At 63.1% G+C, this 13,668-nt stretch carries 10 protein-coding genes; 3 read left to right on the top strand and 7 right to left on the bottom strand.

Annotated features, from left to right (window positions below):
* Positions 1 to 239: 239 nt before the first annotated feature.
* From IC762_RS22870 to IC762_RS22850, 5 genes are all read right to left on the bottom strand, one after another.
* Positions 240 to 521 (bottom strand): BrnA antitoxin family protein, encoded by a 282-nt coding sequence (locus IC762_RS22870; protein ID WP_195784474.1) that lies wholly within the window; start codon positions 519 to 521, stop codon positions 240 to 242.
* Positions 502 to 762 (bottom strand): BrnT family toxin, encoded by a 261-nt coding sequence (locus IC762_RS22865; RefSeq protein ID WP_195784473.1) that lies wholly within the window; start codon positions 760 to 762, stop codon positions 502 to 504. The genes IC762_RS22870 and IC762_RS22865 overlap by 20 nt, the downstream gene beginning before the upstream one ends.
* 150 nt (positions 763 to 912) lie before the next feature.
* A complete protein-coding gene (locus IC762_RS22860) occupies positions 913 to 1,527 on the bottom strand; it encodes a transglutaminase-like cysteine peptidase (protein ID WP_195784472.1) in 615 nt (204 codons plus the stop codon).
* Positions 1,528 to 1,860: 333 nt separating this feature from the next.
* A complete protein-coding gene (locus tag IC762_RS22855) occupies positions 1,861 to 2,478 on the bottom strand; it encodes a PilZ domain-containing protein (protein WP_195784471.1) in 618 nt (205 codons plus the stop codon).
* Between the two features lie 127 nt (positions 2,479 to 2,605).
* Positions 2,606 to 3,574, bottom strand: a complete 969-nt coding sequence (locus tag IC762_RS22850) for an acyl-CoA desaturase (protein WP_210338387.1) — start codon at positions 3,572 to 3,574, stop codon at positions 2,606 to 2,608.
* 156 nt (positions 3,575 to 3,730) lie between these two features.
* On the opposite strand from IC762_RS22850, the gene IC762_RS22845 reads away from it, so the two are divergent.
* The 3 genes from IC762_RS22845 (at position 3,731) to IC762_RS22835 (ending at position 8,125) form a co-directional block, all read left to right on the top strand.
* Complete coding sequence (locus IC762_RS22845) at positions 3,731 to 4,882, top strand: zinc-binding dehydrogenase (RefSeq protein WP_195790244.1); 1,152 nt, start codon at positions 3,731 to 3,733, stop codon at positions 4,880 to 4,882.
* A gap of 165 nt (positions 4,883 to 5,047) precedes the next feature.
* Positions 5,048 to 6,904 (top strand): patatin-like phospholipase family protein, encoded by a 1,857-nt coding sequence (locus IC762_RS22840; RefSeq protein WP_246801172.1) that lies wholly within the window; start codon positions 5,048 to 5,050, stop codon positions 6,902 to 6,904.
* A gap of 81 nt (positions 6,905 to 6,985) precedes the next feature.
* On the top strand, positions 6,986 to 8,125 hold the full coding sequence (locus IC762_RS22835; RefSeq protein WP_195784469.1) for an amidohydrolase/deacetylase family metallohydrolase: 1,140 nt from the start codon (positions 6,986 to 6,988) through the stop codon (positions 8,123 to 8,125).
* A 308-nt stretch (positions 8,126 to 8,433) separates the two neighbouring features.
* Here the strand turns inward: IC762_RS22835 and IC762_RS22830 are convergent, their stop codons facing one another.
* Together IC762_RS22830 and IC762_RS22825 are read right to left on the bottom strand one after the other, a co-directional pair.
* Positions 8,434 to 12,075, bottom strand: coding sequence for an AIDA repeat-containing protein (locus IC762_RS22830; protein ID WP_195784468.1), 3,642 nt, complete (start codon positions 12,073 to 12,075; stop codon positions 8,434 to 8,436).
* Between the two features lie 330 nt (positions 12,076 to 12,405).
* Positions 12,406 to 13,626 (bottom strand): ABC transporter substrate-binding protein, encoded by a 1,221-nt coding sequence (locus tag IC762_RS22825; protein WP_195784467.1) that lies wholly within the window; start codon positions 13,624 to 13,626, stop codon positions 12,406 to 12,408.
* Positions 13,627 to 13,668 lie beyond the last annotated feature (42 nt).

Raw genomic sequence — 13,668 nt, 5'->3', positions numbered from 1 at the left:
CGTCCACACCAGCCGTGTCTTGCCCTGCCAGGATGATACATCTAATCCGTCTCCAGGCTGCGGGGCACCGCGAGAGGTGGCGGACATGCATGCAAGATCCGCTGCTGGAATTTGAGCCGGTGCGGTCCGCGCTGATGCGTGGCGGTCGACAACCCTAGCTTTGGGGGTGGCAGAGCCTGGCGGCGCCGCTGCGCGAGGCCGCTGAATGGGCGAAACGCGCCAGTTGATTCGACAACGTTCTAACCGGCCTTGCGCTTGACCATCTTGACGAGAGCTTCATCAATCCGGCTCTGCCAGCCCGGACCTGCCGCCTTGAAATGTTCAAGCACCGCAGGGCTGAGCCGCAGCGTGACCTGGGTCTTGGTCGGAATCTTATTCGGGCCGCGGCCCTTGCGCATCGTCGCAAAAACCTCGTTGAATGGCTTTGCTTTCGAAAAATCCTGCTTGGTCCATTCGGGATTATCGCTCACGGCGCGGACATCCTTCGCCGTGTAGCCCTTCTTAACGACGGTTCGCTTCATAGAGGGCCCTTTCATTCTTGCTTGCGGGACGCATGCTGACGATGCTGATCGCTTCGGTGCCGCGGGTCGCGAAGATGACCGAGATGACGCCGCGAATGTTCACGCCGATCGCGCGCCATCGGTTGCGGTAGGTCGCCACAGCCAAAGCGGTGTCGAAGAACGTTTCGTTGAGATCAGCGAAGTCCATTCCATGCTTCGCCAGATTGGCGAGGCGCTTCGGCTCGTCCCAAATGATCTTCATTGATCATTTTGTAACTACAAAATATGGAAGTTCAAGCCCCCCAAAAAAGGTGCGGCCAGGCTTTGGGGGAAGCCTGGCCGCGCGCGAACCGGTCTGGGACGGGGAGGGGTGGGGATGTGACCGGGTCGCGAACTCAATCCTTGTTTTGCGTTAGCGTGAGCTTGCCGTGGCGACGGCCGGGCGGTTGTCGCCGAGCGAGACCCAGACATTGGGATCGCTCTGCGATTGCCGCTTGACGAAGCGGTAGCCGGTCTCCGTCCAGGCGACGATGCTCTCGTTCTGATTGTCGAGCACGAACTCGCCCTTGTCGGTCTTCACCGTCAGCACCGCGTGGCCTTCGCCCTTCTTGTCGCGGACGACCGTGATCAACAGCGCCTCGCGGGGCCAGCCGGCATCCATCAGCATCTTGCGCTTCAGGAGCACGTAGTCCTCGCAGTCGCCGTAGCCGTCGGTCGGCAACGACCATTTCTCGATCACGCCCCAATGGTCCATGTCGGTCATCGGCTTGACCGTCTCATTGACCCACTTGTTGACGCGTACCAGGTCGCGCCAGGCGGTCTGCGACAACACGATGTCGCGTGGTTGTGTCGCGCCGCCGCGGCATTCGCCCGGACTCTCGGCGCAGAATTCGACCCAGCCGATCGGCGCACGTGCAACGTCGCCGAGGCTGGCGTAGACGATCTCGCCGGCCTTGGCCGACACGCCAGTCGAAAGCAGCAGGGCGGCAACCGCCACAGCTTTCCCCTGTCCCCTGATCCCAAACATTGTTGGCCCCCGTTCTTCTTGTTGGGACCATGTTTCGCACAGAGGATTTGCATCGCCGCTAAGTCAGCAAAGTCGATTTGACGCGAATACTGGTAAAAGCTGCGGCGAATTCGACGAATACTTGATTCAAACTCTCGTAAAATTTGAAACAACTGCAATTGATTCAAATTTTATGCATTAACGCGGAATGCCTCGGAATATCGCGGTTTGCTGCAGCAATCATTCCCGCCGTTAACTGCGAAACGCTGCCGCCCAAACGCGTCGAAGACGGCGTCCGGGATGCCGGAGGCCGCCTTCGAGAGCGAAAATCAGGGTTTTGAGGCGCCGAACGCTTTACCTCGCGGTAACGCTCTCTTCGAGCGTTTCCGCGGCCTGCTCGTGGACGAACTCCAGCGCAAAGCCTTCCTCGAGGTTTCGCACCACGCGTGACTGCACCCTGCCGAGCATGACAAGCGATTTCAGCGGCGGGCGGTTCTCGGCCGCGATGGCGGCGCCGGACAGCGAAAGGTCGATGATCCGGCAGGTCATCCGCGTGCCGTCTTCCTGGGTGAGCAGCGCGATCGGGTTGCGCGGCACGATACGGTCGTGGCGGCGATCCTCGGGCAAATTGAGGATGTCGCGGTTGGCGAGCCAGGTGAGCTGTGCGGCGAGCTTGTCGCGCTTGCGCGCGGTGGCGCCGATCGTCATTGCAAAGCCGTTGTCGATGATCCGGGTGATGCGGCCCTCGACCCGGCCGATATGGTCGAGATAGGCGATCACGCGATCGCCGACATTGCCGATGCCGGGCGCCAGCAGAGCGAGGCCGCCCGGGGACATATTGATAATCTGGCAGGGAAACTCGCGCCGGTCGGGCAGCATGTAGCGGCCGAGCAGATGGACCTTGACGCGCTGAAAGCGCCGCCGTTCCTCAGCCACGGGGACGACGGTAGTTTTTTTCTGTGCGAACGACATCACGACAACCCGACCACCGTCCATTCGGAGCCCCGACGACCCTACGGCTCATAGGGTTAACGGGACGTTACAGTGGCGTGCATCAAGTACAGGCAGGGGCCTCTCGGTTGCGTACGCCGTGGTTGTATCACGGGAACAGGGCACGGCCGATCCGTCTCGGTGCGTCGGCGTCACCCACGCCGTCGACGCGGCGCAGTCCGGGCCTTGGCGCGAGGTTGTCGGGCGTCTTGATGTTGGTTGCGAGGCCAAGGGCCTCGAACACCTTGATCAGCCACCAGCCGAGATCGATCTGGCCCGGCAACAATCCGAGTTTCGCGGAGTTCGGATAGGCATGATGGTTGTTGTGCCAGCTCTCGCCCATGCTGATCAGCCCGGCGATGCCGACATTGTAGCCCTGGGCCGCGACGCCGTCGATGATCCAGCTCTGCCCGCCCTTGCGATGCGAACAATGGCCGATCAGCCAGTGCCCGGTGACGCAGACGCTTGTTCGCACGCATATGCCCCAGACCAGCCAGCTCCACGATCCCAGAACAAAGAACAGCAGGGCCCAGGGCAGTTGCTGCCACATCCAGGTCCGCTCGACGAAGGCATAGAAGCGGTCGCTCGCGAGCCGCGGCTCGAGCCGGAATATCGGCGGGTGCTTCAGCACAAGCGTGCAGTGCAGCTGCCACCAGGCGTCGCGCCAGAAGCCGGCGCGGTGACAGGAGTAATCGTGGCACGCCGCCTGGCGCTGCGCCCAGTCGCGGAAATCGTGCAGCCGCACCATGCCGTAGGGCCCGGCCATGCCGACCAGCGTACCGAGATAGACGCAGAGCCGTTCCAGCCACAGCGGACAGTCGAAGCTTGCATGGATCAATCGCCGGTGCATGCCGACCGAATGGCCGAAGCACAACGTGATGCCGCTGGTCACGATGAACAGCGCGAATGCGCTTCCGGAGAACGTGAGCGGCCCGAAGATGATCGCGATGGCGGTCATGCTGCCGAGCCAGAGCGATTTTGCGGGCGCCCATTGCACGCGACCATCCAGCGGGTCCGTGCCGTCGTCCGCAACGATCCGCTCAGACCCGGGCTGCAGCTTGATTCCGTTACCTGGCATTGCGTCGCAGGCTGGAGTGATGGACCCACTCTGTCAATCGGTCGCGCACGTCCGTCATGTCGCAGGTCACATTGGCATCCCGGTTGGCTTCACCTAGCTTGTCGCGAGCGGCACATGATCGTCGTGACCAACGATAACAACAGCGAGGAAACACCGATGCAGCAGATCCGCGTATGCACCCATGAGGGACCCGGCGCAAAGCCCGTGATCCGCACCGTGCCGTGGCCGAAGGTCGGCAAGAAAGGCGCGCTGATCAAGGTCGGGGCCTGCGGCGTCTGCGGCACCGATCTGCATATCCTGAAGGGTCACTGGCCGAAGCCGTTGCCGTGGCCGTTCACGCTCGGCCATGAGCTCGGCGGCGTGATCGTCGAATGCGGCGCGGAATTCACCGAGGATTTCATGAGCAAGCCGCTCAAGGTCGGCTCCAAGGTGATGATCCCGCCCTTGATGCCGTGCGGCCGCTGCTACTACTGCATTCACTATCCGCAAAGCGCCAACAAATGCCTGACGCCGGTCTATTACGGCCGCTATCTCGGTTTCGACAAGGCGCCGCACATGTGGGGCGGCTGGGCCGAATACGTCTATGTCGATCTCGACATGCTGCCGGGCACCAAGATCTACAAACTGCCCGACGACATGTCGCTCAGACTGGGCGCGCTGTCGGAGCCCCTGACCTCCTGCATCCGCGCTTTCAACCGCGCCACCCGGGCCGGCGGGTTCACCTGGGGCGACACCGTGGTGATCCAGGGCTCCGGCCCGATCGGCATCCTCGCGGTTGCAGCCGCCCAGGAGATGGGAGCAGGGCGCGTGATCTGCGTCGGCGCGCCGGAGACGCCGCGGCTGGCGCTGGCGCGCAAGTTCGGCGCCGAGGCGACCGTCGACATCGAGCAGCTCAAGACGCCCGAGCAGCGCATCAAGGCGGTGCGCGACATCGTCGGCGGCTTTGGCGCCGATCTGGTGATGGATTGCTCGGGCCATCCGACGGCCGGCCCCGAGGGCATCGAGATGCTGCGCGACGGCGGCACCTATGTCGAAATGGGCCAGTTCACCGATGCCGGCTCGATCAACACGTCGTGGCACCGCATCTGCACCAAGGATCTCAACGTGCTCGGTTCCTGGGGCTTCACCGGCAACGACCTGCCGCTCGGCGTCGACATGCTCTATCGCACCCGTGACAAATATCCCTGGCTCGACATGCAGACGATCTATCCATTCACCGAAGAGGGCGTCGGACAGGCGGTCGCGGATGCGATGGCGATGAAGACGGTGAAGTCGACCATCGTGCCGTGGCCGGAATTGGTGGAATGAGCTTCAGGTTGTGTTGCAGTGCTTCTAAAGTGCTCCCGCTGCGACGGTCCCGCGCGGCTTCTGATATTGCTCGCGAGCGCGGCTGCCCGGCGCTAACATCAGCCCATGCAATCGAACAGGGTACCGCCTGCGCCGGCGACGACCGCGACATTTGCGTGGGCAAACGTGTCTGACAACTTTGCGCTGTTCAAGACGCTCAGCGCGGAACAGCGGCTGAGGGCCATTGCGGCAATGACCCGGCAGGACCTTGTGCGCGGCCAGCTGCTGGTCGAGCAGGGAGCGTCCGCGGATGCATTGTACCTGGTGCTGCATGGTGCGCTGTCCGTGTTCCGGAGCGATCAAGCCGAGCCGATATCCGAGCTCCGCGCCGGCGAACTGGTCGGCGAGATCGGTTTCTTTGCCAACATCCCGCGCACTGCCAATGTGATTGCCATCCGCGACACCAGCGTGCTGGTGTTGACGCGCGCGGCGTATGCGACGCTGGTGCAGGAAGCACCGGCCATCGTCGATGCGTTGCTCGCAGCCCTTGCACAGCGGTTTGCCCGCGAATCCGCGCGCCTCGTTCCGGTCCGGGCGTCGCCCAAGGCCCGAACCGTCGCCCTGATCGATGGCGGCCACGAGCCGGTGCCTGCGGGGTTTGAGCCGCGGCTGCGCCAAGCCCTGGTTGCGGTCGGTGCCGAGATCGTCGATCTCGCACGCCTCCAGTCGATGTTTCCGGGGCGCGCACTGGATGCGTCCGAGATCTCCGACTGGCTCAACCAGCTCGAATACAACGCGCCGCTGGTGGTCTATTTCGGTGGTCGCGAGGCCTCCGAATGGGCACGCAAGGCGATCAGGCAGGCCGATCTCGTTGTGTTGGTCTGCCGCGGCGATGCTCCCGCGACGGAGCAGACGGAGATCGAAAGCTTCGCCTGTACGGTCCATCCCGTCTCGGCGCGACGCCTGGTTCGCGTGCACGATCATCGCAGCCACGAGGTCAGCGGCACCGCGGCGTGGCTGGCGCGGCTGCCGTGCTTCATGCACCATCATGTCGCGCTCGAGGATCAGATCGACATCGACAGCCTGGTCCGCTTCCTCTGCGGCCGCGCCATCGGATTTGTCGCCGGCGGTGGCGGCAGCCAGGGCACGGCGCATGTCGGGATCCACAAGGCGTTTCGCGAGCGCGGCGTGACCTTCGACATCTTCGTCGGCACCAGCGTCGGCTCGGCGATGGCGGCAGGCTTTGCCAAGAACTACGATGCCGAGCACCTCGAACGCGGCACCCATGAGATCTTCGTCGCCAGCCGCAGCTTCCGCCGTCCGACCTGGCCGCGCTACGCGCTGCTGGATCACAAGGCCTTCGACGCCGCGCTCGCCGATCAATACGGCCGGCATTGCCGGATCGAGGATTGCTGGCGGCCGTTCGCGGCAGTCGCGACCAATCTGTCGACCCACAGTCTCGAATTGATCCGTACCGGCCTGCTGTGGCAGGCGGTGCGCGCATCGAGCGCGATCCCCGGGCTGCTGCCGCCGTTCTACACAAGGGAGGGGGTGATGCTGGTCGACGGATGCCTGGTCGACAACGTGCCGCTGGCGCCGATGCAGCAGCTGAAGAGCGGCCCCAACCTGGTGGTTCATTTCGGTGAGCCGGCCACCGAGATGTTCGACGTCGACTATGCCGCGCTGCCCGGGCGGCTGGAGCTGCTTGCGGCGATGCTGCTGCCGTTCGGCAGGAAGGCGCTTCCCGCAGCGCCGAGCGCCATCAACGTGCTGTGGCGCAGCCTGGTCGCGCATCAGCGCTACGATACCTTGCCGACCACGCCGTCGGACGTGGTGATGCGGCCGCCCACGCCGTTCGGCATCGACGTGACGGATTTCGTCCACCATCGGGAGATTTTCCAGTCGTCCTACCTCTGGGCCCGCGACTCCATTGCCGCGCTGGAGGCGGCGAAGAATCCCGCCGTCGCTGCCATCGTCGCGTCGGCCGATCACGAGGACAGCGCCGCGCCCGCGGCAACTTCACTGGAGACGTTGCTCCGCTGAGCGGCAACGCCATGCCGTCAAAGGTTGCGAACGCCGGCGAAGTCGACCATCGTGCGGCGTCGGGCGAATCCGGAGATGACGATGCCTTTCGATCTGATTCTACGCGGCGGACGGGTGATCGACCCGTCGCAGAAGCTCGATGCCGTGACGGATGTCGCATTCGCGGGCGGCAAGGTCGCCGCGGTCGGCCAGGGACTGAAGGCCGATGCCGCGACCGAGGTCCGCGACGTCTCCGGATTGATCGTCACGCCGGGGATCATCGACCTGCACACCCATGTCTATTGGGGCGGCACCTCGCTCGGCATCGACGCGGAGGAATTCTGCCGCGCCTCCGGTGTCACCACCTCGGTCGATACCGGCAGTGCCGGCCCCGGCAACTTCGCCGGCTTCCGCAAGCATGTGATCGAGCCGAGCCAGGTCCGCATCCTGGCCTATCTGCACGTCTCGCATGCCGGCATCTTCGGCTTCTCCGACCGCGTGATGGTCGGCGAGAGCGAGGAACTGCGGCTGATGAATCCGATCGACGCCGCGCGTGTCGCGGACGAGAACCGCGACCTGATCGTCGGCATCAAGGTGCGGGTCGGCCTGTTCGCCTCGGGGACCTCGGGCCTGGTGCCGCTCGAGATCGCGCTCGAAGTGGCGGAGCAGGTCGGCATGCCGCTGATGGCGCATATCGACCATCCGCCGCCGAGCTATGAGGAGGTGCTGGCGCGGCTTCGCCCCGGCGACGTGCTGACGCATGCATTCCGACCGTTCCCCAATACGCCGGCGACCGCACAGGGCACGGTGAAGAAGGTGGTGCTGGAAGCGCGCGAGCGCGGCGTGCTGTTCGACATCGGCCACGGCAAGGGCTCGTTCGCGTTCAAGACGGCGCGCGCGATGCTCGCCAACGGCTTCTACCCGGACACGATCTCGTCCGACATCCACCAGCTCTGCATCGAGGGACCTGCCTTCGACCAGGTGACGACGATGTCGAAATTCCTCTGCATGGGGATGTCGCTGCCGGATGTGATCGCAGCATCGACCGTCAACGCCGCGATGGCGCTGCGCCGCCCCGAGCTTGGCAGCCTGAAGCCGGGCAGCGTCGGCGACGCCACGTTGCTCACGGTCAGGGAAGGGCAGTTCGACTATGTCGACGTGGTCGGCGAGCACCTGACGGGGAATCGCAAGATCGTCTCCGAAGGCGTCGTGATCGGCGGGCGCTGGTGGCACCCGAAGTAGGGGCTCTGCCAAAACATTGAAAACAACCCCATGCAAAGGCGCCTGGGGCTGCGGACGTTCGACACGCCACTTGACACGTCGGGCAACTCAGGGCTATTTTCCAATATTCCGAAATGGTGCATTGGCTGCGCAGCAGACCCACTGTCGCCCCTGCGAAAGCAGGGACCCATACTCCGCGGCGGACGCGGTGAACGGGACTCATCGTTCCAGCGTTGCGTCACAATAATGTTCGGTGGTTATGGGTCCCTGCTTTCGCAGGGACGACAGTTGAACAAGCTGCTTGATGGGTGAGTCTAGCAACCCTTCACTTACACGATCAAAAAGTTCGATGCGTGCAACTGGCTGATCGCGGTATCGACGAAATCGACAGATCCCGCGCCAGGCGCACTCCCCAGGGCGAGCAGGGTCCCGCCATGCCCATCGCTCGTGAGCGCGCTCATGATGTCGGTGACGGAGTGGTAATTGCCCACGCCGTTCGCAAGATCGACGACGCCGAGCGAGTCGTTACCAAATCCGGAGATCGTATCGATCTGGTTGCTGGAGTTGATCGAGACGGTCAGACCCGTGCTGTGATCGCTGATGTCGACATGGGCCGTGCCGTTGATGATGGCCTGATTGCCGAACCCGGAAAAGTTGAACTGGTCCGATCCGCCATTGACCGTAATGACGTCCTGGCCGATCTGGTTTGTCACACTTGCCTGGGATCCGTCGAGCGTTACGTGATTGGCGTTTCCGCCAAGCGTGATCGTATCGTGGCCCGCGCCGGCAACGACGCTGTCCACGCCGCTGCCGGCCATGATCGTGTTTGTTCCCGAGCCGACGGTGATCTGGTTTCCCGTCCCGCCGAGATTCACGGTGCTGTTGCCGTCGCCGAGCGTGACACTGTTGGTGCCATCTCCGCCGGTGACGACGTCGTCGCCACTACCAAGCGTGACCGTGTTGCCATATCCGGAGAGCGTCACGTGGTCGTTGCCGTTGCCGGCCGTGACCTGGCTCGCGCCGTCACCGGGGTGGACAACATCGTTGCCGTTGCCCAGCTTGACGATGTTGCCATATCCGCCGGCGTCGATGGTATTGTTGCCATTGCCGAGCGCAATCGTGGTGGCGCCGGTCGATCCCGTCACCGTGTTGTTGCCGTCACCACCGGTGACGTGGTTGACGATCCCTTGCAGATCGACGGTGCTGTCGCCACCCGACACGTCAACCGTACCGTATGTTCCGGCGTAGATCGTGTCGTTGCCGCCATTGCCGTGGATGGTATTGAACAGGCCATAGGCGTGGATGATGTCGTTACCCGCCGTGCCCTCGATGGTCGCATAGCCGGATGCCGGGCCGTCGATTTCAGTGGGACCGGATTGATGGGTGTCGATCACGGAGGTGGTGGCGTCGCTGACGGTCAAGCCGTCGCTGCTTGTGTCGCTCAGGGTAAACGTGGTCGTTGCGCTGCCGTCTCCGTGCGGCGAGGCCACGAAGGTGAGGTCGTGCAACTCGGCGGTCAGGTTGGCAGCGCTGGTCGCCGCCAATTCGTAGGTCCCGTTGCCAAGCGCGGTCAATCCTGTCCCGGACAGGATGCCAGCCGCGCCTGCCAGCGTGATGATGAGACTATCCATTGCTGCTGCGTTTGGATCCGTGATCGTGACGGTCGCAAATGGATTGATCGCAGCTTCATTGCTGGTCGTTTGTCCCGACACGGCTCCAGCGATGGTCGGTCCCGCCGCGGCCGTCAGCAGAATGCCGCCGGAACTGTCTTTCGCGATGCTGAAACCCGTGACCGATGTATCCGCCAGGTTGAAGGTCTCGCTGGCCGCGCCGTTGCTGACCGTGAGTGTCGAGCCGGATATCGTCGCCGTTGCGCCGCTTGCATAGGACAGCCCGGACAGATCGATCTGGTCGCCGAGCGCAATGCCCTTGATCTGGCTTGCAAAGGTCGATGAGCCCGAAGCCAGTTCCTGCTCGATCTTGAGTGTGCCTTGGCCGGAGAAGGTGATCGCGTCGTCGGAAACCGCTCCCGCCTTGAGATCGAGCGTGCCACCGGCGATCGTGGTCGCGCCGGCAATGCCCCCCGCCTCGACGAGTTCCGTGGCGCCATGATCGATCGTCGACGCGTTCGCGGTGCCCTGATCGAGCACGTCAAGCGTGCCACCGTTCATAGTCGTAGAGGTAATGATGCCGCCGTCCGAGACGGAGAGGCTTCCTGAATTGAGGATTGTTCCGCTCGCCGCGCTGGCGTCGACCGGAGGTACGTCCGGGTCGCCGGTGGAATCCGCAATCGATCCCGAAACCGTCATCAGTCCACCATCGATGGTGGCGTTGTTGGCGGTCGCCGCCCCCGACAGGTGCAATTGGCCGCCGCTGCCGACGATGGCTGAATTGACTTGGCTTCTGATCACGCCCTCGTAATGGGCCCCGGGCGAATAATAGAGAATCTCTCCCGAAGCATTGATGACACCGCCCGATTCAACGATGGTGTCGCTGGCTTTGCCCCCATCGGTGACATTCTGAACGCCGCCGGCATTGACGGTGGTTGAGGTTGCGATGCCGGTATCGACGTCTTGCTCGCCGCCATTATTGACGGTGGTGTGATCTGCCTGCCCTGGACCTGGCTCGTCGTGGATATAGAGGCCGTTGACCCGCTGAACGCCACCCATGTTGATCGTGGTGTAGCTCGCGGTGGCGATCAGCCCGACATCCTGTTCGCCGCCGTCATTGATAACGGTGTTGGTGGCAAAGCCTCCGTCGCCGAAGTCGCCGCCTACGAGCTCTTTGCCACCCGCGGATATCGTCGTGTTGTTGGCTGTGCCGCCGTCCAGCTTGAACAGCACGCCGTCGGAGACAGTGAAGCCGTCTTCCGTGTAGCCGTAGTCGATGATGAACGTCGCGCCGCTGTCGAAGGTCGTATTTGACAGGGTCGCGCCTGCTTCAGCGACCAGCGTTCCGCCTGCAGCGACGACACCGTTATTGAGGACACCGCCGTCCAAAACGTAGAGCGCCGAGCTGTTCGCGACAGTAAATCCGCTTTCAATCGTGCCGCCGCCGATCTCGAGAGCGCTGCCAGCGTTGAACGTCGTCCCCGAAAAATCGGCGTTACCAAGCACGATCAAAGTGCCATATTGATTGACGGTCGTGCCACTCGCCGTCGCGCCGGCTGACAGTTCCATCGTCGCGTAACCATTGATGGTCGTTCCGGTCGCAGTGCCGCCTGCATCGACATTCAACGTGCTGAACTCCTGCACGATTGTGCCGGATACCAATGCTCCGTTCGATACCGTCAGGGTTCCGCCGCTTTCGAGGGTGGTGCCGGTTGCCGTGCTGGCGTCGACGGCTGGCTGGCCCGGGACGTTGGCGAACGGATCCGGGATCGATCCTGATACGATCATGGTGCCGCCATAGACGATCGTGTTTACCGCGGTCCCCCCGCCGGTGACGTCAAATTCGCCCTGGTAGTTGATGGTTGCAGCTGTCGCGACGCTCTGGATCACCGGCGGCGGATACACCGGCGCCGTTTCCACGGTTTCACCCGAAACCTTGAGAATACCGCCGGTATTGACAGTCGTGCCGCTGGCGCTACCGCCATTGGTCACGTTCTGGACACCGCCGGAATTGACGGTCGTCGTCGTTGCGATGCCGGTGTCGATGTCCTGCTCGCCGCCGCTGTTGATCGTGGCGTGATCGACTTCGCCGGGGTTCGGACCTTCGTGGACAAATTCGCCGGTTACACGCTGGATGCCACCCGAGTTGATGCTCGTATAACTGGCGACGCCGTCAAACACGACGTCCTGCTCTCCGCCGTCGATGACGGTGTGGGTCGCCGTGCTCGTCGTGGAACTTCCGCCGACCGTCTGCAAGCCGCCAGTCAGGATCGTCGTGCTATCGACGGAAATACCGCCGCTGACATCCATCGTGTCGCCATCGTGGATGGTAACGCCACTGGCGGGAGGAATAGCCGTCATACGAGTGCTCCACGTTGTTGTCTGCAAAATCCAACAAGCAAAGCAAAATCATTCGTGGGCTATTCAACCTAAAACTGCGATGTCTGAAGATGTCTGTCAAGTAACCGTTTATGAAGTTTTGAACGGATGCTCGCGCGGCTGTTGAGATCGTGACGCGTATACGCGTGCATATTGCTGGATAAATTTATCAACAGCGTGACCAGAGTTGCTGCGGCCACGAAGCTGACATGATCGAAACATGCGAGTGCGCATCACGCTTCGCACGATCGCCCGCGTGATAGCCACACGTCTTCTTCACGCGAACGGGTATCCACTTCGCTCGAAAATGCTCTAGTCGGTGACGATCGGCCCGAACGGTTCCCAGCGTTCGCCGGTGAAGCGCATCATGCGGAACTGCTTGATCACGCGATAGTCGGTGCGGCTGGTGTTGATGGTCAGATCGGGCAGCAGCAGGTCGAGCCTTACGTTCTTGAGGCCGGCAGCTTGGCGCATGATGTTGTCGCGGGAGACGTCGTCGCCGCATTGTTGCAGCACCTGCACCAGCAGCTCGGCCGCGCTGTAGCCGTAGACCGTGAACAGGCTCTTGCGGTCGCCCTCCGGATAATACGCGTCCATGAATGCGCGCCATCGCTTCATGCCGGCATCGTCAGCCCAGCTAGGGTCGCCGGCCTCCTTGAACGAGCTCGCCGAGATCAATCCCCTGGCATTCTCGACTCCCGCCGGTGCCAACACGGCGTCGATCGAGGACGAGCCGACGCCGAGCAGGTGCAGTGGTTGCCAGCCGAGCTCGGCAGCCTTGCGGATGGCCTGGGCGGCGAATTTCGGCGCGGCCATGTCGATCAGTACGTCGACCCCGGCGGCCTTGAGCCGGACCATTTGCGAGTCGATGGTCGGGTCCATCATGTCATAGGGGGCTTCGGAGGCGAGCATGGCCGGCGCCTGCGCGCCGAGCGCCTCCGTCAGCCCCGCGAGATATTCCTTGCCGCTCTCGTCATTCTGGTAGAGCAGGCCGATCCTGGCGTTCGGGTGATTGTTGAGGATGAAGCGCGCATAGACCCGGATCTCGGTCCGCAGGTTCGGCGCGAATCCCATGGTCCAGGGAAAGTTGACCGGATCCTCGAACCGCGTGGCGCGGCCACCGGCAAAGAGCTGAGGGATATGGTGGTCGTTGAGGTATTTCTGCACGGCGATGCTGGGGGCGTTGCCGACGCCCTGGAACGTGAACAGCACCTCGTCGCGCTCGACCAGCTTGCGGACCTGCTCGACCGTCTTGGCCGGCGTCGCGGCATCGTCATAGGAGATCAGGTTCAGCCGGCGGCCGTTGATGCCGCCGCGGTCGTTGATCATCCGGAAATAGGCTGCCTGCACCTTGCCGATGACGGAGAAGGCCGACGCCGGGCCGCTATAGGGCATCGTCTGCCCGATCTTGATCTCGGCGTCGCTTGCGCCGGGATCGTATTTGCGGTTCTCGGCGAGCAGGCCGGTCGCAGCAAACAGGCCGAGGCCGACGATCGCAGCTCCGATTGCCGGCGTGCACGGGCTTCGGGGCATCGCGGGGTTCCTGGGTCGACGGTCTTGAAGACGGGACATCAA

The organism is Bradyrhizobium genosp. L, from assembly GCF_015624485.1.
In the GTDB taxonomy this organism is placed as follows: Bacteria; Pseudomonadota; Alphaproteobacteria; order Rhizobiales; family Xanthobacteraceae; genus Bradyrhizobium.
Note: the sequence above shows the minus strand (reverse complement) of the source record. Positions and strands in the feature narration are given on the sequence as shown.

What these genes read in the sequence shown, in the direction of transcription:
- IC762_RS22865 (WP_195784473.1), bottom strand. Translation starts at nt 762, where the DNA reads ATGAAGATCATTTGGGACGAGCCGAAGCGCCTCGCCAATCTGGCGAAG.
- IC762_RS22870 (WP_195784474.1), bottom strand. Translation starts at nt 521, where the DNA reads ATGAAGCGAACCGTCGTTAAGAAGGGCTACACGGCGAAGGATGTCCGC.
- IC762_RS22860 (WP_195784472.1), bottom strand. Translation starts at nt 1,527, where the DNA reads ATGTTTGGGATCAGGGGACAGGGGAAAGCTGTGGCGGTTGCCGCCCTG.
- IC762_RS22825 (WP_195784467.1), bottom strand. Translation starts at nt 13,626, where the DNA reads ATGCCCCGAAGCCCGTGCACGCCGGCAATCGGAGCTGCGATCGTCGGC.
- IC762_RS22855 (WP_195784471.1), bottom strand. Translation starts at nt 2,478, where the DNA reads ATGTCGTTCGCACAGAAAAAAACTACCGTCGTCCCCGTGGCTGAGGAA.
- IC762_RS22835 (WP_195784469.1), top strand. Translation starts at nt 6,986, where the DNA reads ATGCCTTTCGATCTGATTCTACGCGGCGGACGGGTGATCGACCCGTCG.
- IC762_RS22830 (WP_195784468.1), bottom strand. Translation starts at nt 12,075, where the DNA reads ATGACGGCTATTCCTCCCGCCAGTGGCGTTACCATCCACGATGGCGAC.
- IC762_RS22845 (WP_195790244.1), top strand. Translation starts at nt 3,731, where the DNA reads ATGCAGCAGATCCGCGTATGCACCCATGAGGGACCCGGCGCAAAGCCC.
- IC762_RS22850 (WP_210338387.1), bottom strand. Translation starts at nt 3,574, where the DNA reads ATGCCAGGTAACGGAATCAAGCTGCAGCCCGGGTCTGAGCGGATCGTT.